The organism is Methylocella tundrae (genome assembly GCF_038024855.1).
Taxonomy (GTDB): domain Bacteria; phylum Pseudomonadota; class Alphaproteobacteria; order Rhizobiales; family Beijerinckiaceae; genus Methylocapsa; species Methylocapsa tundrae.
The window spans coordinates 3,526,436-3,543,472 of the sequence record NZ_CP139089.1 but is presented as its reverse complement, the minus strand read 5'-3'; the positions used below and the strand labels follow the sequence as shown (position 1 = coordinate 3,543,472).

Sequence of the window (17,037 nt, the reverse complement as noted above, 5' to 3'; positions counted from 1 at the left end):
AAGGCGAATGGAAGACATGACCACGTCAAATGAGTCGTTCCGCGAAGCCGCCGATCGGCTCCATGCGGCGGCCGGATCGGGCGTTCCCTGCGCTCCGATCCGGGATCTTTTCGCCGCCCACGATCTCGAAACCGCTTATGCGGCCCAGGAAATCAACACGAGGCGCGCGATCAAGACGGGCCGTCGTCTTGTCGGCCGCAAGATCGGGCTGACATCGCTCGCGGTGCAACGCCAGCTGGGCGTCAACCAGCCCGACTATGGCATGCTCTTTTCCGACATGGCGCGGGGCGACGCGGAAGACATCGCTCTCGCGGACGTCCTGCAACCCAAGGTCGAAGGCGAGATCGCCTATGTTCTCGGCCGCGATCTCACGCAGGAACAGCTGACTGTCAGCGATCTCTTCCGGGCGATCGAATATGCGGTTCCGGCCATCGAGATCGTCGGCTCGCGAATCCAGAACTGGGACATCCGCATCACGGACACCATCGCCGACAACGCCTCCTCCGGCCTTTACGTGCTGGGTTCGCGCCCGGTGAAGCTCGACGCCTTCGATCCGCGTCTGTGCGGCATGGTGATGGAGAAGGCCGGCGAACCCGTCTCGGTCGGCGCTGGCGCGGCCTGCATGGGCTCGCCGCTCAACGCCGCTTTGTGGCTCGCCAAGGTCATGGCGCGCGTCGGCTATCCGCTGAAAGCCGGCGACACCATTCTATCCGGCGCGCTCGGACCCATGGCCGCCGTCGCGCCGGGAGACGTCTTCAACGTACGCATCGAGGGCCTCGGCTCCGTTTGCGCCGCCTTCGCCAAGGAGTGACACATGGCCAAAGTGAAATGCGCGATCATCGGATCGGGCAATATCGGCACGGATCTGATGATCAAGATCATGCGCACCTCCAAAAACCTCGAGATGGGCGCGATGGTCGGCATAGATCCGAACTCTGACGGGCTGGCGAGAGCCGCTCGTTTGAAGGTTCCCGTCACCCACGAGGGCATAGACGGGTTGCGGAAGATACCCGAATACAAGGACATTCAAGTCGTTTTCGACGCCACTTCGGCCGGCGCCCATGTCCACAACAACGCGCTTCTCCAGACCGACGGCAAGAAGGTGATCGACCTGACCCCGGCGGCGATTGGCCCCTTCACCATTCCGGCGATCAATGGCGACGCCAATATCGATGAGCCTAATATCAACATGGTCACCTGCGGCGGCCAGGCGACGATCCCTATGGTGCGCGCCGTGCGCCGCGCCACCGACCGCGTCATTTGGGGCGAGATCGTCGCCTCGATCTCGTCGAAATCCGCCGGTCCCGGCACCCGCGCCAACATCGACGAATTCACCGAGACGACCTCGAAAGCGATCGAGATCCTCGGCGGCGCCGAACATGGCAAGGCGATCATCATTCTCAACCCCGCCGAGCCGCCGCTGATCATGCGCGACACCGTGTTCACTTTGTCGCAGGGCGGCAGCAGGGAAGCCATCGAGCAGTCGATCCTCGACATGGTCGCCGCCGTGCAGAAATATGTGCCCGGCTACCGCCTGAAGCAGAAGGTGCAGTTCGAGAATATCGGCGACAACGCGCCGGTGCGCATTCCCGGCGTCGGCCTGTGCTCCGGCCTGAAAACCACGATCATGCTCGAGGTGGAAGGCGCGGCGCATTACCTGCCGGCCTATGCCGGCAATCTCGACATCATGACCTCCGCGGCTCTGGTCTCTGCCGACCATTGGGCGGCCAAGCAATTGCAGAAGGAGGCCGCGTGATGGCCCGCATCAATCCGAACAAGCTTTACGTCCAGGACGTGACGCTGCGCGACGGCATGCATTCAGTGCGTCACCAGTACAGCCTTAACGCGGTGCGCGCCATCGCCCGTGCGCTCGACCGCGCCCATGTCGACGCCATCGAGATCAGCCACGGCGACGGCATCACCGGCTCGACCTTCAACTACGGCTTCGGCGCGCATGACGATGCCGAATGGATCGCAGCGGTCGCCGGCGAATGCACGTTCTCGCGCATCACCGTGCTGCTGTTGCCGGGCATCGGCACCGTGCATGATCTCAAGCGCGCCTATGAGGCGGGCGCGCGTTCCGTCAGGGTCGCCACCCATTGCACGGAAGCGGACGTTTCGCGCCAGCATATCGAGGCGGGCCGCAAGCTTGGCATGGATACGGTCGGCTTTTTGATGATGGCGCACATGGCGCCGGTGGAGAAGCTGGTCGAGCAGGCGCTGCTGATGGAAAGCTATGGCGCCGAATGCGTCTATGTGACGGATTCGGCTGGCGCGCTGCTGCCGAACCAGTACGCCGAGCGCGTAAAAGCGGTGCGCGGCGCGCTGAAGCCCGAGACGGAAATCGGCGTGCACACCCACCACAATCTGACGCTTGGCGTCGCCAACGCCGTGGCGGGAATCGAGGCAGGCGCCGTACGCGTCGACGCTTCGCTGGCGGGCATGGGCGCGGGCGCCGGCAACGCGCCGCTCGAAGCTCTGATCGCGGTGCTCGACCGCATGGGAATCGAGACCGGCTGCGACCTGCACATGTTGATGGACGCGGCGGACGATCTCGTGCGGCCCCTGCAGGACCGTCCGGTGCGGGTGGACCGCGAGTCGCTTTCGCTCGGCTACGCCGGCGTCTATTCGAGCTTCCTGCGCCATGCGGAAAACGCCTCGAAACTCTATGGCGTCGATACGCGCGACATCCTCACTGAACTCGGCAAGCGGCGCATGGTCGGCGGCCAGGAAGACATGATTGTCGACGTCGCGCTGGACATCCTCAAGAATCGCGGAGAAGCCGCATGACCAGCCTCGCGGAACTCGCGACCATTGTCGACGAGGCGGCGTCCACCGCCATCGCCATCCCGCAACTGACCGAAAGCCTGCCCGGCCTCTCGGTCGAAGACGCCTATGCGATCCAGGCGCTGTCTCTCGCCCGGCGACGGGCGCGCGGCGAACGGCGCGCGGGATACAAGATGGGGTTGACCTCCCGCGCGAAAATGCAACAGGTCGGCGTCTCGGAGATTATCTGGGGCCGGCTCACCGACGCCATGCGGCTGATCGAGGGCGGAGACCTCGTCCGGTCTCGTTATGTCCATCCGCGCGTCGAGCCGGAGATCGCCTATATTATCGGCAAGCCGCTTGAAGGCGACGTCTCGGCGGCCGAAGCGCTCGCGGCCGTAGAGGCGGTGGCTCCAGCGATGGAGATTATTGACAGTCGTTATCGCGACTTCAAATTCGCTCTGCCGGACGTCGTCGCCGACAATTCGTCTTCTTCCGGCTTCTATGTGGGATCGTGGGCGAAGGCGTCGACGGACGTAGCCAACCTCGGCATTGTGATGGAGGTCGACGGCCGCCCGGTGCAGATCGGCTCATCCGCCGCGATACTCGGCAATCCGATCCGCTCTCTTGTCTCCGCCGCGCGTCTTGTCGCACGCGCCGGCGAGCGATTGGAGCCGGGCGACATCGTCATGGCGGGCGGCGCCACCGCCGCCTATCCGTTGACGCCCGGCCAATATGTGCGCACGACATTCCAGAGTCTCGGCGCCGTCGCCTTCTCCGTCGTCGCTTGAGGAACGCTTCATGCCAATCGTCGAGATCACCCTGATCGAAGGACGCACCTACGAGGATAAGTCACGACTGGTCGCGGCAGTGACCGAGGCGATCGTCTCCTCGATCAAGGCGCCGCGCGAGGCCGTGCGCATCATCATCCGCGAAGTGCCCGCCCATCATTTCGCCGCCGGCGGCGTCCTCAAGGGAGCGCCGCCGAAACCGTCCTGACGGCGGCTGACCGCCGGAATGTCCGCCGACGCGCCGGGCGGCTACGTTTCTCGCCGCCTTTGAGATTTACCGGAGGCGGCGGTCAGGTGTAGACGCCGAGAAAGTCGCCGACAATATCGCCTGAATGATAGAAAATTCCGCGCCACAGGTGTTCCTCGTTCCAGGTGATCGTCGGCATGTCCTTTTGGGTGAGGTAGCCAAGCCCTGCGAAGGTCTCGTTGCGATTGCCGGAGGGATCGAAGAAGTAAGTCGTCGCGCCTCGCGTGATTCCGTGACGCTGCGGAGTCACGTCGACCTTAACGCGGCGCTTGGCGAGGATGTCCGCAGTCTTAAGGATGTCGGACCAATCTTCCAGAAAGAAAGAGATGTGATGCAGGCCGCCGCGCGGCCCCGCGCCGAAAGCAATGTCGTGCGGCGTGGTCGTGCAGAACATCCAGGCTGCGGCTTGCACCTCGCCCTCAGGACCCGCCAGCACCTGTTCCGACAGCCCGAAATCAAGAACGTCCCGGAAAAAAGCGACATTCTCGGCGACCTTGTTCATGCCGCGGGCCGGATCGACCTCGCACATGAGCATCACGTGATCGAGCCAATGAACGCCGGCCCCCTTCAATCCATCCGGCCAAGGCTCCGGATTAAGCGCGCCCACCGCCTTACCGACGAAGTCCTTCTCGGCATATAGGAAGAACTCATGTTCGCTGGGTAGCAGGAACCGAAGCGCGCGGCCGCAGAATGGCAGAGCGCCCGGCTTCAGCTCCATCACCTTGATCCCGCGAGCCTCGATGCGCGAACGATAGGCGTCAAGCTCGGCATCCTTTTCGACCTTGAAAGCGACGTGCTCAAGGCCCGCCCGGTCGGACGGCGACAGAACAACCGAATATTTGTCCCACTCGTCCCATCCCTTCAGATAGACGGAGCCGTCGGGATCGCGATGCGTCTCAAGCAGGCCGAGCGTATTGGTGTAATGATCGATCGCGTCGTCGATCGACAGAACGCGCAGCTTTACATGGCCTAATCTCATGACCGCCATATTCATTTCTCCCTGTCGTCGGGACTTTGGACCCGATCATCGTTCATTGGCGGCAGCAGGCGGAAGCGGCGCATCAGCCGCGCCGGCAGCTTGCCGACCGGCTCGACGGCGAGGTCGGAGCGCGGCCAGGTGCGGCACGCCAGCGTCAATCCCGAAGCTTCTTCCTCGATGCTGACGTGCGCCCGGCTCATGCAACCAACTACATAATCGCCTTGCAGCACGCGAATGCGGCAGACCCCGCAACCGCCGCCGTGACAGCCCGAACCGATCCGGTCGTGGTGGATGGGCGCGAGCGCCCGCAACACCGTTTCGTCAGGCCCACAGCGAAACGGCTGGTCGACGTTGAGGACTTGGATGAGGAGCGGGGCCATTTGTCAGATCTTCCTGAAAAGCGGCGAGCGCGCCTTTTCCGCGTCCGCCGGCGTCAGGAACTTTTCGGTAAAGATGTGCTGTTCGAACAGGCGGCCCCGCATCAACGTCGTGATGCAGGCGTCGATCATCGGCGCCGGACCACACAGATAGGCCTGGTTGCCATCGAAACGCCCGTTGTATAGCCGATGGATCACTTCATGCACGAAGCCGGTTTCGCCCTTCCATCCATCGGTCTCGCCTGAAACCGCGGGAATGTAACGGAAATTCCCGTGGCGTTCGGCAAGCTCGCGAAACAGCGCGCTATGGTAGAGGCCGTCCGCGCTCCGCGCTCCGTGGACAAGCGTGATCGGCTGAGTTTCGCCGCGTTCAAGCAGATCCAGAATCATGCTCTGGGGGCTCGAAAGGCCGGAGCCCCCCGCAAGAAACAATCTCGGCAGGGCGACCGAATGGCGCACGTAGAAACGGCCGTAGGGACCGGCGAAGTCAAGCGGCATACCCGGCGCCGCATTTTGGCGCAGCCACGTCGTCGCCTTGCCTCCAGGCACAATACGGATATGCAGCTCTATGCAGTTGGGTTGCGAGGGGGGGCTCGCAATCGAGAAAGAGCGCGGGCCTTCAACTCCGGGCGCCGATACGGCGAGATATTGCCCGGCCTGGAACGCAACTCCCTCTCCCGGCACTTTGAGCCAGAGGCCGAGAACATCCTCGGCCAGCATTTGCGCGCGTTCGATCACGCCCTTGAAATCGCGGATCGGGATCCGGCGCGCGTCGGGATCGTTGTCGATCTCGGCTTCTATGATGGTGTCGGCGTCGAGCGTGGCGGTGCAGGCGAGCGCTTTTCCTTCATCGCGCTCAAAGTCCATGAGCGCGAAGGAAGACGCTTCGTTATGCGTCACCTGACCCTCGAGGACCTCCACTTTGCACGTTCCGCACAGACCGTGCCCGCAGGCGTGCGGAAGCCAGACGCCCGCGCGCAAGCAGGCGTCGAGCATGGTCTGGCCGTCCTCGACAGCGATTGTCTCCCCGAGCGGTTCGATTGTGAGCTGATAGGTCATGGCGACGATCCGCTCAGAAGTTCGCTTTGGCCAAGCCCTCGAGGCCAGGCGTGCGGAACCGCAACAGCGATTTGTGGCCAATTCCGAGATCGGCCAGGGTCAGCGCCAGATCAGGAGTGAACGGGACGCCGTCGCAGTCCCACTCCACGGCGTTCCAGTCGATCGCGGCGAAGTCAGGATGCTTGCTGTAAAGCATTGGCAGAACCTCGCCGATAACCGCAGAGAACGGCGTCGCGGCGGATAGGGGCGCTGTGACCGGCGACGCAAACATCAGATGCCTTTCCCACAAGAAATGCACGAGTTGAAGCCCGTGGAAATTTTCGACCCGATCACGCGGGGGGAACGCGTAAGGTCCTATCGCTACAGTGGTCATGCGACGTTTCCTCGATTTTTTGTAAGTGTTGTTCAGGGGGTGGCGACGCGCTTGCGTTCGGCCCGCCATTCTTCCCAGAGCTTCTCATCAGGCGATCCGACATAGTCCAGATTATCGGCGCCCTGGTTCAAATGATACCAGTCGAGCACCTCGGGCACGGTCGCGCCGCCGCAATTGCCCTGAAAGATCTGGCTCACAGGCAACCAGGCCTGAACATATTTTTCGGGCTCATCTTCAAAGATGTCGTGGCATCCGTCAGAGCAAAAATAGTATCTTTCGCCATTGTATGTCGTCGTCCGCGTGGCTATCCGCGTCGGATCGCCCGGTTCGGTGAAAAACGTCGGAATCTGGCAGACCTGGCAGAGTTGCGGCAGCCCATTATTGTAGAAGCGCTCGCCCGCTTTCGCTGCCTTGGCCCAATGTTCATAGCGCGGCCGGTAGAGCTGGTCGAAGCTCTGGGGATATTTTTCTGCGAACCAGGCCATCTCGTCTTCGCTCGGCGTCCAGGTGTGAAACGCCGCGGCGTGAGAATATTGGTAGAAAGTGCTCCAGGCCTGATGGCTGTAATGATCCTTCTCAGCCTTCGCGACCTCATGATATTTTGGCAGACGGATGCCGTAGCGGGACAAATCCTGAAACAGCGCGCCCCCGCCCTGCTCGAAATACATTTCCCACGCCTCCTTCCATGACATGATCTTTTTCGGAAGCATGTAGTCCATCATCATCGCGACAATGGAGAGCAGGCGGTATCCGCGCCAGAACCACTTGTCGATCCATTTCTGAACGATCGGCACATTGGCCTCGTCCTGCTGCAGCATGAATTTGATGATCTCCAGCCCAAGCGTCATATGCCGGCTTTCATCAGACTGCGCCGAGAAGCCGAAGGTCACCGTCGCCATGTCGCCGTTATAGGCGGCGCCCGACATGAACGGCACAAACAACAGGCTGGTCAGAACATATTCGAAGCTGAACGAGACTGCGGTGATATACTCGAACGGTCCCGCAGTCATCGCGTCTTCGAAAAACGACTTCGGCACCGAAAGATACCAAACGCGATCGTACATATGCATTGGATCGTGGAGACCATCAAAAAACTTATTGAAATGGCTGATCGTGTGAATCTGCGTCTGCACATGCCGGAGTTCGTCGATCGCCTGAAGCTGGCAGGCCACGCGCGGACCAACTCCCTCGAAATGCCTGCCGAGATGCGCGAAACCGCGATGCGCGGCGTATTCGAGCGGCGACACGGCGGTGATGAAGATTTTCAACGCGTTGATATATCGCGCATCGGAAATATTCATCTGTCCATTGTTCTGCGCGAAACTGTCGATGACGGCGTAGAGCTTGCGCTCCTTCTCGGCCTGATACTTCCAGTAGGCGTCCATCGTCAGGCGGAAGGGATCTTCGAATGCGTCCCAGTCGTGGATCTTGATTCCCTCATAGTCGGTGAAGGGAAAGATCTTCTTCTTGTCCTGATAGCTCGGCTGCCAGTCGAGGCCGCGCGTCAGAATGGCGTAGCGTTCCTTGAGATTGAGCTTGCGAGGGCGTTCATTGGGGTTGACGACGTTCATCAGATTTCTCCTAAAAGTGCCGAGTCCTCATTGATTCAGGAATTCCACATGAGCAGCAATCGGTCGTCGTCCTCGTCGACGTTTCCCGAAATGCTGATCATTGTGAGGTTCAGCTCATGGAGATCGAATTCGCGCCCGAGTTGCTGCTCTATCGTGGACCGATTCATCACCAAGCGGTCGGGACAGTCGATTTTCGTCATCGCCGGATAGCTGCTGACCTTCGCCTTCGGATTGTCCGCAACGATGGCGGCGATGATCCCTCGCCCGTCGTCTGTATTCTGCAAGCTGATCGAGACTTCGCTGCTCATGCCGCCATCTCCGTGGAAAGTCGGACGCCCAACCGGTCCGCCCTGTTCTCGAGCGCCGCTTGCACAGAGGACAACGCCTCTTCAGCGGCCGGCCCAAGCACCTTTTGCGCAAGCGGCGCGAGAGCGGCGCGGGAGCGCTCAATCCATTCCTCATGCCATCCGGCGATCAACTGCCGGTTGGCGGCCGACTCGCTGGCGGCGCGTTTCAGCACAGCGTCGACCCATTTGGCGGTGTCATCCTGCCAGTCCACCATGAATTCAACGAGCATCGAGAGGGCGCCGGCGCCATGTTGCAGGCCCGCAGCGTCGAATTGACCGTAGACCAGCGGATAGAGCAATCCGTCAAGGCTCAGGAACTGGGCGACGAACTGCTCGAACCAATCCTCGATGACGAGCGTGTCTTCCACGAGCCGGCGCATCGGCTGCCATTCGGGCGCCGTAATCCAACGCTCCCTGGCCTGGTCCAACGCGCCGGCGCCCCCCATGGCGAGGCCGATGCGGCTGATGATCTGCGCAATCCCCAGGCGATCCGTAACGGCGAACATTGCGGGCTGGGTGATTGCGACGCCGTAGCCCTTGTCAACCATATTGCAGGCGTTCATGTTCGCGCCCCACTCAACATGACGGAGCGGCAGCAGATAGAAGCGGATCACCTCCCGCCACTCTGGATCATACGAGTAAAGCAGCCCGCGTTTTTCCGCGAAGGCGAAGTTCTTCTCGACCGCCTCCATCATTCTGGCCCGCTGGATGGTGTAAGTGCCGTAATAGAGCTGCCGGGGATCTTTCAGCTGGTACCAATCGGCCATGCTGATTTTCGTCCGGCTCTTGTCGAACAGTTCGTGCGCCGGATCCCAGGTTGGCCGATAGTGGAAGTTCACTTCGGATTGGAGGTCGTACAACGCCTCCTCGTAACGGGACCCCGGCTTGTCGGCGCCAAGCCGGCGAGCCACATTGGAGAAAGTCTGTCGCCGTTGCCGGACGGTACTGGTTCTGATCTCAAGCGCCATTGCGTCGTCCTCCTCTTAATTTTTGCTTGTGGTTGTGCTCGCGGTCTTCGACTGGCCCGCGCTCCGCTCCCGCAGCCGAGCGAACGCCAGTTCGACATCGTCGGTCGCGCTTATGTTGGCGCCTTGTGCGCGGCAGAACTCATCAAATGCGCTGGGCGGCATGATGAGCTCGATAGTCAGCATTGGATCAGCGATGGTGAACTCAAACTCGATGAATCCACACCTCACGCCAACGACGCGGATGTAGCGACGGGCTAGATCCAGCGTCGCACCATCATCCTCGCGCTCATATTTTGAGATGCTGGCGGCGCGCATTGGCGCGCCGTGTTCGGCAGCAGCCGACCATCGGTGGTCCGCCATTTCAATCCTCCCTGTCGCACAACATTGATGCGAGCGGGACGATGATGCGGCGGCGAGCCTTCCGGTTCAATCAACAAGGAAAAAAAATGAATATCACTGGCAGCTATTTTCGATTGTGTCGTGAAAACAGCGCTTTAAGGCACAGCACGGACATCTCGACGGCGATCCGCCAGCCTGTTTTGGAGCGCGGGTCTAAGCATTTGATGACGCTGCATCGCAGCAGCTTTCATCATCTGATGAAGAGGCGCGCGTAGGACAATGAACAGCCGCATCTTTGAGCTAAGGATTTGTAATTCGCCGGCGGCGCCCTCATAGTAGCGGGTAGAAAAATAACATGCTGCGGGAGTGAATCGATGAAGGTAATGCCGGGCTTGAGGGCGCTCGCCGTCATCGGGGGCGAGCGGTGATGGACAGCTCAACCACGGTCGGCGTCGACATCGGCCATCTATCCGCGCGTCTTCGCTTCAATCCAGAAGAGGGCTGCATCTGGCTCGAGGGCCAGCGCATGCTGATGCTGCACTTGACGGCCTTCGCGAGTCTCCGGCGAGAGCTCATCGACACTTTCGGGATAGAGGTCGCTCGGGGCCTGATCACGCGGATGGGCCATGCGTCGGGAGCGGCCGACGCGGCGCTCGCACGCCGGACGAAGCCCGACATGGGGATTCGCGAGTCGTTCATGATCGGACCAGGGCTCCACGCGCTTGAAGGGATGGTCGCAGTGGAGCCGGTTCTGCTCGATGTCGATCCTGAAACGGACGTTTATGCGGGAGAATGGATCTGGCGAAACTCGGCCGAGGTCGACGCTCATCTCCATGCCTATGGCATCAGCGCCGAACCGGTCTGTTGGGCGCTGCTTGGCTATGCTTCGGCCTTCACCAGCGCCTATATGGGACTTCCTGTGCTCTATCGGGAGGTGGAATGCCGCGCGACCGGCGCCGCCCATTGCCGTATTATCGGCAAGCCGGCCGATCAATGGGACGATGCGGTTCGCGACGATCTGCACCAGGGCTTTGACCTCGCGGACACCCAGGCCGAGGCCGGCTCGTCCTGGGCCTCCGTCTGTGGAGAGCCTGACCATCCCGGCGGCTGGCCGCACGATCGCATGGTCGGCGCATCCGCGGGGTTTGTGGCGATGATGCATATGGTGGACAAGGTGGCGCGAACCGACGCCGTAGTGATGCTCATCGGGGAACCCGGCGCCGGCAAGAAAAGCTGCGCGCGGCTTTTGCACAAGCTGAGCGCGAGATGCTCGAAACCATTTGTCGCCTTCAACTGCGCCGCGCTTTCGTGCGACCAGCTCGATGTCGATCTTTTTGGCGTCGAGAAAAGCACCTCTGCCAGCGGGCCGCAGGTTTCGCGCAGCGGCCGCATCGAACGCGCGAACGGGGGAACTCTTTTCCTCGAAGACGTCCATCGGCTCGATTTGCGGGCGCAAACAAAGCTTCTTCGGGTTTTGCAGACCGGCGAGGTTGAACGGGTTGGCGGCGCCCAACCCAGGCCGGTCCACATTCGCGTCGTTGCATCATCGAATGCGCGGCTGATCGACGCCATGCGCGATGGATCGTTCCGCGAAGATCTTTACTATCGTCTGACGACGTTTCCCATCGTGGTCCCTCCGCTACGCGAGCGTCGGACCGATTTGCCTCTGCTCATCCGTCATTTTCTGGACGTCTTTTCCCGTCGTTACGGCAAAAAGATAACAGGCGTGTCGGAGATGGCTGTCGGCTATCTTCTGACCCATGATTTTCCCGGCAATGTGACCGAGTTGGAAAGCATGATCGAACGCGCCATCATCATGGCGCCGAATCGGGGACCGTTGGACGTAGCCTATCTGACCTCGCCAATCGACGAGCGCAATCCTCGCATTTACGGGCTCTCAAATCACGGATTGCTCATTCCGAAACGCGACGATGGCGGCGCGCGGCACGATACGGGCGCTTTGGACCGTCTGCTGGACAGCAAATTCGAACTCGAGTCGTTCGAAAACGAACTGATCGCGCGCGCTGTGGAGCGAGCGGCCGGAAATCTGAGCAAGGCCGCCAAAGCGCTGGGCCTTACAAGGCCGCAACTGGCTTATCGCTATAGAAAAGTGCAGGAAGGCGCTCCCGGAGCTCAATCGGGCGATTTGCGGACCGATTGAAGATCACGAAGCGCTTCGGACAATTAGGGACGGCTGAAAATGGGTGGCTGGCGGAGAGGGAGGGATTTGAACCCCCGATAGGCTTGCGCCTATGCCGCATTTCGAGTGCGGTGCATTCGACCACTCTGCCACCTCTCCGTGGACCGCAACGGGTTGCGCCGCCCGGTTTTGCCGAACGCGACGCAATTGATCCGGAAGCGCTTTTCGTTGCTCGAACGCAAAACGCTTCAGGCTCGGCTGCGGATGGTCGATCGGGCAAATAGCATGGCGCTTCCGGCCTTACAAGCGCTTCCATTCGTTCGCGCAGCCGGCGGTTACGCGGCCTTAATCCGGCGGCGGCGCGCCATTGCCTTTCACATCGTCCGGATGCGGCATCGAAATGATGTTGTAGCCCGCATCGACATAGTGAACCTCGCCCGTGACGCCGCTCGAAAGCTCCGACAGGAGATAGAGCGCGGAGCCGCCAACGTCCGTTATGGTGACGGTGCGGCGCAAGGGCGCGTGCGCTTTCTGGAAATTGAACATGAAGCGCGCGTCGGCGATGCCTGCGCCCGCCAGCGTGCGCACCGGACCAGCCGAAATGGCGTTGACGCGAATCCCCTGCGGTCCGAAATCGGCGGCGAGGTAGCGCACGCTCGCCTCGAGCGCGGCTTTCGCGACGCCCATGACATTGTAATTCGGCATGACGCGCATGGAACCCCCGAACGTCAGGGTCACCATTGACCCGCCGGCCTTCATGAGCTTCGCCGCGCGGGCGGCGACCTCGGTGAAGGAAAAGGCCGAAATCAGCATGGTGCGCTGGAAATTGCTCCGCGTCGTGTCCGCGTAGCGTCCCTTCAGCTCGGATTTATCCGAAAAGGCGATGCAATGCGCGACGAAATCGAGGCCGCCCCAAACCTCGGCGATCGCCGCGAACGCCGCGTCGACGGAGGCGAGGTCTTCGACGTCGCATGGCAGGACAAGGCTCGAGCCAAGTTTTGCGGCGATCGGCTTGACCCGCTTGCCAAGCGCCTCGCCCTGATAGGTGAAAGCGAGTTCCGCCCCCTGTTCGGTGAGCGAGCGCGCGATCCCATAGGCGATCGAGTGATCATTGGCGACGCCCATGATGAGACCGCGCTTGCCGGCCATCAGGGAGCCTTTGGAGGCGAAACCGAGTTCAGGCGTCGACATGCTTGAAGACGAGGCTGGCGTTGGTGCCGCCAAAGCCGAAGGAATTCGACAATATGGCGCGCAAATTCACATTATCGCGGCGCTCGCGCACGATATTCATGTCGGCGAAGGCGGGATCGATCTCCTCGATATTGGCGCTCTCGCAGATGAAGCCGCTCTGCATCATCAGCAGAGAATAAATCGCTTCCTGCACCCCGGTCGCGCCGAGAGAATGGCCCGTCAGCGATTTCGTCGCCGAAATCGGCGGCGAAGCCTCGCCGGATCCGAACACGGCGCGGATCGCCTCGATCTCGCGCAAATCGCCGATGCCGGTCGAAGTGGCGTGCGGATTGATGTAGTCGATCGGCGTCTTGACGTTCTCGAGCGCCATATTCATGCAGCGCACCGCGCCTTCGCCTGAGGGCGCAACCATATCATAGCCGTCGGACGTCACTCCGTAGCCAACGATCTCGGCGTAGATTTTCGCGCCCCTCGCCTTGGCGCGCTCATATTCTTCCAGCACGACGACGCCTGCGCCGCCCGCGATGACGAAGCCGTCCCGGTTCTTGTCATAAGCTCTCGAGGCGACGGCCGGGCGATCATTATAGGAGGAGGACATGGCGCCCATCGCGTCGAAGAATACCGACAGGGTCCAGTCGAGCTCCTCGCTGCCGCCGGCGAACATGACGTCCTGCTTGCCATATTGGATCATCTCATAGGCGTTGCCGATGCAATGATTGGACGTCGCGCAGGCCGAAGAGATCGAATAGTTGACGCCCTTGATCTTGAACCAGGTGGCGAGCGTCGCCGAAGCGGTCGAGGACATCGCTTTAGGCACCGCGAAGGGACCGACTTTCTTCGGGCTCTTGGAGCGCGCGATGTCGGCGCCGTCGACGATGGTTTTCAGCGAGGCGCCGCCCGAGCCCATGATAATGCCGGTGCGCACATGCGAGATCTCTTCCTCGCCAAGGCCCGCGTCGAGGATCGCCTGCTCCATCGCGACATGGTTCCAGGCGCCTCCTTTTGCGAGGAAGCGCAACGCGCGGCGATCAATCATCGGGTCCGGATCGAGAGTCGGCATGCCATGAATCTGGCTGCGGAAACCCATCTCCGCATATTTATCCGCCCGGACGATCCCGGACTTTGCTTCCCGAAGCGATGCAAGCACTTCCTGGGAATTATTGCCGATCGATGAGACGATCCCCATTCCCGTGACGACGACACGTCTCATACGATTACTCCTGCTCAACTCGAGCTTATCTATTTCTTCGCGAAGCCGATCGTTTCGCGAAAACAAAACCTGTTCAATCGACGCCGCAAAGTCCGCGCCGATTGAGCGCCCCGTTCAGGCGCCCCGACAGGCTCAACATTCAGCCAAGCCGGCGCGGCGCCCTCTCATCCCATCCCAGCGGCTTCGCGCGCCATTTCAACCTGAGGCGGGCGATCGTCGCGCGCCTTCTAACATAGGGATTGCGAAGCCGGAAGTCGCCAGCGCGGCAAAGGCTTTTCGCAAATGCCCGGCCCTTTTCCGCGCGCCGGCCCGGACCGGCCCCGGCGGCGCTTTTTTCCACACGGATCCGGCATTCGCCGCGCTCTGGCTATTGCCCCAGTGCGCATCTCATCGTTAAGCTCGCGTTAACGCTCGCATGCTGGTTTATTCATTCGGCAAGGGGCGCGGGCGCCCGACGAAAGTCACAATCTTTGAAGAATAACTGTGTGCGGGCAGCTTTCGACGAATTGACCAGCCTTCCCGGCCGGATTTGAGAAGACAGGTGCGAGGATCGATCGATCGTTTGATCCTCGGATCGGTATTTTATTCAGCGATTTCAGACAATTGGCGCGCAGGGGCGAATGACGAAATTCAGATATGACATAAATGCGCTACGCGCTTTGGCGGTCGCTTCGGTGGTTTTATATCACTATAACGTCAATTTTGTTCCGGGCGGCTTTGTAGGCGTCGATATTTTCTTCGTCATATCCGGCTATCTGATGACTGACATTATCGTCGGCCGGATGCAGAACGATAATTTCAACGTTCTAAAATTCTACTATGATCGCGCAAAACGGATCGTTCCAGGACTGGCCGGCCTTTGCTTCGGGCTTCTTGTAGTCGGCTATTTTATGATCGATCCAGTCCGCTATAATACTTTGAGTTACACAAGCGTTTCCGCCCTTTTATTTTATTCAAACATCCTTTTCTATCAATCTCAAGGCTATTTCAGTCCATCGGTCAATACACAGTGGCTTTTGCACACCTGGAGTCTATCCGCCGAGTGGCAGTTTTATTTGGTATATCCCCTCGTACTCATGGCGCTCAACAGGTTTTCGGTGACGAGGCGCCACCTGGCGCTGGTCCTCATAACGGTAGCGTTGCTATCTTTGGCGCTCTGCATCTCGCTGTCGAGCACAGATGAGCCGGCGGCATTTTATTTGCTGCCACAGAGAGCGTGGGAAATGGCGGCGGGCGGCGTCGTCGCATTGAAATTCAAGACATGGGCGCCGAAATACGCGAGCCTATTGCTGGGCGCCGGCTTCCTGCTCATCGCCTTCTCCCTCATCTATTTCGATAAAAACACGATCTGGCCTTCCTACCGCGCTTTGATCCCGGTGATCGGCGCCTGTCTGGTCATCGCCGCGAATCGGGCCGCCGCCGCGCCTTTCAGGCTCCCCGTCGTGCAAACGCTGGGACGATGGTCCTATTCGATCTATCTTTGGCACTGGCCGATCGCAGTCGCTTTTGTCTATTTCAACTTCAAAAAGACGAACGCCGCGCTTGTCATCACTGAGCTCGCGATTCTGGCGGCGATTATTTCCGGCGGCGCCCTGCTTTTGTCAGCCGTGCGAAAACTTGGCGAGGCGTCCGGCTGGCGGTCGGCCTCTCCCCGGCCTGCGTGGGCCGTGGGGGCGCTCGCTTTCGGCTTTTCGATCGCCCTTGGCCTGGCGCTCACGGTCGATGTCTATCGCGGCTTTCCAAACCGCACCCCGGAAATCGCCAAGCAGGTTGCAGCCTATCGGGTGGCGTCTACGGACTGGGATTTCCCGCGTGACTGCGACGGCTCGAACGCGGCCGGTAGCGTAAGACCTTGCCGGCTCGGTAAATCAACGGGTCCGGAGACGCTGATCCTCGGCGATTCCTTCGCCATGCAGATCTACCACAGGCTGGAAGCCGAAAAAGCCAATCTTCATGGCTCGTTTGTCTTTCTGACATCCTCTGGATGTCCGCCCGTGACAGGCATCCGATTCGTCTCGGACCCGCTTCACTGCGACGGCTTTTTCGAAAAAGCCCTTGAATACGCCGCCACGCAAAACCCCAGCCGCATCGTGCTCGCGTCGAACTGGTTCGCCTATTTCCATCCCGACAATGAGAAGCTTTGCTTTGTCGAAGGCGACACCTGCGTCACGCGAATACGCGATCTGCCGTGGTTTACGCCGCATGTGGAAGCCGTTTTCGCGGCGCTTGGCGAGCGCCTGCGGGCGTTCCGCGATCGCGGAGCCGAGGTCGTCCTTGTTTCGGCGACGCCCTATGGCGAGTGGGACGTCCCGTCAGAACTCCTGAAACGGCAATTCCTTGGGATGGACCTGCAAGCAATCTCTTATTTTGACCGCGACCAGTTCGACAAAACGGCGTCTCTCGTGAACCGCAATCTGGCCGCGATCGCGGCGTCGATCGGCGCGACCCTGATCGATCCGGCCAAATTCCTCTGCGAAGAACATCGCTGCCCGGCGATCGACCCAGATGGCGTCTCCTACTACCGGGACAACGGGCATTTTCGCGCCGCAGCGGTCCGAACGGACCGCTTCCACTTCTTCGACGAGGCGGTCGGCGTCAACAAACAGTACACCAGCGTGCTGCCGGCACCGTATGAGAAACAGTCGCCGGACGGCGATTGATCGTTCCGCCGGGAGTTCC

At 60.7% G+C, this 17,037-nt stretch carries 18 protein-coding genes and 1 tRNA gene; 8 read left to right on the top strand and 11 right to left on the bottom strand.

The features are described from left to right. Window positions 1–16: 16 nt before the first annotated feature. From SIN04_RS18565 to SIN04_RS18545, 5 genes are read left to right on the top strand one after another with little or no spacing between them, the layout of a single operon-like run. The gene (locus tag SIN04_RS18565; protein WP_134491658.1) at window positions 17–811 is read left to right on the top strand and encodes a 2-keto-4-pentenoate hydratase; all 795 of its coding nucleotides are present in this window, start codon (window positions 17–19) and stop codon (window positions 809–811) included. 3 nt (window positions 812–814) lie between these two features. Continuing rightward, entirely contained in the window at window positions 815–1,756 is a 942-nt protein-coding gene (locus SIN04_RS18560; RefSeq protein ID WP_341264129.1) for an acetaldehyde dehydrogenase (acetylating), read from the top strand. Further along, window positions 1,756–2,790 carry a 4-hydroxy-2-oxovalerate aldolase gene (gene dmpG / locus SIN04_RS18555; protein WP_134491656.1) on the top strand — a complete coding sequence of 345 codons (1,035 nt, stop codon included), beginning with the start codon at window positions 1,756–1,758 and terminating at the stop codon, window positions 2,788–2,790. The genes SIN04_RS18560 and dmpG overlap by 1 nt, the downstream gene beginning before the upstream one ends. Continuing rightward, window positions 2,787–3,557 (top strand): 2-keto-4-pentenoate hydratase, encoded by a 771-nt coding sequence (locus SIN04_RS18550; RefSeq protein WP_134491654.1) that lies wholly within the window; start codon window positions 2,787–2,789, stop codon window positions 3,555–3,557. Before dmpG ends, SIN04_RS18550 begins: the two co-directional genes overlap by 4 nt. Window positions 3,558–3,567: 10 nt before the next feature. Beyond that, the gene (locus SIN04_RS18545) at window positions 3,568–3,765 is read left to right on the top strand and encodes a 2-hydroxymuconate tautomerase (protein WP_134491652.1); all 198 of its coding nucleotides are present in this window, start codon (window positions 3,568–3,570) and stop codon (window positions 3,763–3,765) included. 82 nt (window positions 3,766–3,847) lie between these two features. Here SIN04_RS18545 and SIN04_RS18540 read toward each other — a convergent pair whose 3' ends face one another. The 8 genes from SIN04_RS18540 to SIN04_RS18505 are packed head-to-tail and all read right to left on the bottom strand — an operon-like array spanning window position 3,848 to window position 9,793. Next, window positions 3,848–4,783, bottom strand: a complete 936-nt coding sequence (locus SIN04_RS18540; RefSeq protein ID WP_341264128.1) for a catechol 2,3-dioxygenase — start codon at window positions 4,781–4,783, stop codon at window positions 3,848–3,850. Between the two features lie 11 nt (window positions 4,784–4,794). Beyond that, the gene (locus SIN04_RS18535) at window positions 4,795–5,163 is read right to left on the bottom strand and encodes a 2Fe-2S iron-sulfur cluster-binding protein (protein ID WP_134491650.1); all 369 of its coding nucleotides are present in this window, start codon (window positions 5,161–5,163) and stop codon (window positions 4,795–4,797) included. Between the two features lie 3 nt (window positions 5,164–5,166). Beyond that, on the bottom strand, window positions 5,167–6,219 hold the full coding sequence (locus SIN04_RS18530; protein WP_134491648.1) for an NADH:ubiquinone reductase (Na(+)-transporting) subunit F: 1,053 nt from the start codon (window positions 6,217–6,219) through the stop codon (window positions 5,167–5,169). A 13-nt stretch (window positions 6,220–6,232) separates the two neighbouring features. Beyond that, the gene (locus SIN04_RS18525) at window positions 6,233–6,592 is read right to left on the bottom strand and encodes a phenol hydroxylase subunit P4 (RefSeq protein ID WP_341264127.1); all 360 of its coding nucleotides are present in this window, start codon (window positions 6,590–6,592) and stop codon (window positions 6,233–6,235) included. Between the two features lie 32 nt (window positions 6,593–6,624). Then, window positions 6,625–8,163, bottom strand: coding sequence for an aromatic/alkene/methane monooxygenase hydroxylase/oxygenase subunit alpha (locus SIN04_RS18520; RefSeq protein WP_341264126.1), 1,539 nt, complete (start codon window positions 8,161–8,163; stop codon window positions 6,625–6,627). Window positions 8,164–8,198: 35 nt separating this feature from the next. After that, window positions 8,199–8,471 carry an MmoB/DmpM family protein gene (locus SIN04_RS18515; protein ID WP_134491646.1) on the bottom strand — a complete coding sequence of 91 codons (273 nt, stop codon included), beginning with the start codon at window positions 8,469–8,471 and terminating at the stop codon, window positions 8,199–8,201. Then, on the bottom strand, window positions 8,468–9,478 hold the full coding sequence (locus SIN04_RS18510; protein WP_134491644.1) for an aromatic/alkene monooxygenase hydroxylase subunit beta: 1,011 nt from the start codon (window positions 9,476–9,478) through the stop codon (window positions 8,468–8,470). The genes SIN04_RS18515 and SIN04_RS18510 overlap by 4 nt, the downstream gene beginning before the upstream one ends. Window positions 9,479–9,493: 15 nt before the next feature. Continuing rightward, on the bottom strand, window positions 9,494–9,793 hold the full coding sequence (locus SIN04_RS18505; protein WP_134491642.1) for a phenol hydroxylase subunit: 300 nt from the start codon (window positions 9,791–9,793) through the stop codon (window positions 9,494–9,496). On the opposite strand from SIN04_RS18505, the gene SIN04_RS18500 reads away from it, so the two are divergent. Together SIN04_RS18500 and SIN04_RS18495 are read left to right on the top strand one after the other, a co-directional pair. Further along, on the top strand, window positions 9,793–10,092 hold the full coding sequence (locus SIN04_RS18500; protein WP_134491640.1) for a hypothetical protein: 300 nt from the start codon (window positions 9,793–9,795) through the stop codon (window positions 10,090–10,092). The genes SIN04_RS18505 and SIN04_RS18500 overlap by 1 nt on opposite strands. A gap of 152 nt (window positions 10,093–10,244) precedes the next feature. Beyond that, window positions 10,245–11,978 carry a sigma-54-dependent Fis family transcriptional regulator gene (locus SIN04_RS18495; RefSeq protein WP_134491638.1) on the top strand — a complete coding sequence of 578 codons (1,734 nt, stop codon included), beginning with the start codon at window positions 10,245–10,247 and terminating at the stop codon, window positions 11,976–11,978. 48 nt (window positions 11,979–12,026) lie between these two features. On the opposite strand, the gene SIN04_RS18490 is transcribed toward SIN04_RS18495, so the two are convergent. From SIN04_RS18490 to fabB, 3 genes are all read right to left on the bottom strand, one after another. Continuing rightward, window positions 12,027–12,116, bottom strand: a tRNA-Ser gene (locus SIN04_RS18490). 186 nt (window positions 12,117–12,302) lie between these two features. Then, window positions 12,303–13,106, bottom strand: coding sequence for an enoyl-ACP reductase FabI (gene fabI / locus SIN04_RS18485; protein WP_197731997.1), 804 nt, complete (start codon window positions 13,104–13,106; stop codon window positions 12,303–12,305). A 28-nt stretch (window positions 13,107–13,134) separates the two neighbouring features. Beyond that, on the bottom strand, window positions 13,135–14,358 hold the full coding sequence (gene fabB / locus SIN04_RS18480; protein WP_134491634.1) for a beta-ketoacyl-ACP synthase I: 1,224 nt from the start codon (window positions 14,356–14,358) through the stop codon (window positions 13,135–13,137). Between the two features lie 620 nt (window positions 14,359–14,978). Between fabB and SIN04_RS18475 the strand changes: the two genes are divergently transcribed. Beyond that, complete coding sequence (locus SIN04_RS18475; protein WP_134491632.1) at window positions 14,979–17,018, top strand: acyltransferase family protein; 2,040 nt, start codon at window positions 14,979–14,981, stop codon at window positions 17,016–17,018. Window positions 17,019–17,037 lie beyond the last annotated feature (19 nt).

Excerpts from the sequence above, each read along its gene's own strand:
- SIN04_RS18475 (WP_134491632.1), top strand. The coding sequence starts at position 14,979 with ATGACGAAATTCAGATATGACATAAATGCGCTACGCGCTTTGGCGGTC.
- dmpG (WP_134491656.1), top strand. The coding sequence starts at position 1,756 with ATGGCCCGCATCAATCCGAACAAGCTTTACGTCCAGGACGTGACGCTG.
- SIN04_RS18530 (WP_134491648.1), bottom strand. The coding sequence starts at position 6,219 with ATGACCTATCAGCTCACAATCGAACCGCTCGGGGAGACAATCGCTGTC.
- SIN04_RS18510 (WP_134491644.1), bottom strand. The coding sequence starts at position 9,478 with ATGGCGCTTGAGATCAGAACCAGTACCGTCCGGCAACGGCGACAGACT.
- SIN04_RS18565 (WP_134491658.1), top strand. The coding sequence starts at position 17 with ATGACCACGTCAAATGAGTCGTTCCGCGAAGCCGCCGATCGGCTCCAT.
- SIN04_RS18520 (WP_341264126.1), bottom strand. The coding sequence starts at position 8,163 with ATGAACGTCGTCAACCCCAATGAACGCCCTCGCAAGCTCAATCTCAAG.
- fabI (WP_197731997.1), bottom strand. The coding sequence starts at position 13,106 with ATGGCCGGCAAGCGCGGTCTCATCATGGGCGTCGCCAATGATCACTCG.
- SIN04_RS18550 (WP_134491654.1), top strand. The coding sequence starts at position 2,787 with ATGACCAGCCTCGCGGAACTCGCGACCATTGTCGACGAGGCGGCGTCC.
- SIN04_RS18515 (WP_134491646.1), bottom strand. The coding sequence starts at position 8,471 with ATGAGCAGCGAAGTCTCGATCAGCTTGCAGAATACAGACGACGGGCGA.
- SIN04_RS18560 (WP_341264129.1), top strand. The coding sequence starts at position 815 with ATGGCCAAAGTGAAATGCGCGATCATCGGATCGGGCAATATCGGCACG.
- SIN04_RS18525 (WP_341264127.1), bottom strand. The coding sequence starts at position 6,592 with ATGACCACTGTAGCGATAGGACCTTACGCGTTCCCCCCGCGTGATCGG.
- SIN04_RS18495 (WP_134491638.1), top strand. The coding sequence starts at position 10,245 with ATGGACAGCTCAACCACGGTCGGCGTCGACATCGGCCATCTATCCGCG.
- fabB (WP_134491634.1), bottom strand. The coding sequence starts at position 14,358 with ATGAGACGTGTCGTCGTCACGGGAATGGGGATCGTCTCATCGATCGGC.
- SIN04_RS18545 (WP_134491652.1), top strand. The coding sequence starts at position 3,568 with ATGCCAATCGTCGAGATCACCCTGATCGAAGGACGCACCTACGAGGAT.
- SIN04_RS18540 (WP_341264128.1), bottom strand. The coding sequence starts at position 4,783 with ATGAGATTAGGCCATGTAAAGCTGCGCGTTCTGTCGATCGACGACGCG.
- SIN04_RS18505 (WP_134491642.1), bottom strand. The coding sequence starts at position 9,793 with ATGCGCGCCGCCAGCATCTCAAAATATGAGCGCGAGGATGATGGTGCG.
- SIN04_RS18535 (WP_134491650.1), bottom strand. The coding sequence starts at position 5,163 with ATGGCCCCGCTCCTCATCCAAGTCCTCAACGTCGACCAGCCGTTTCGC.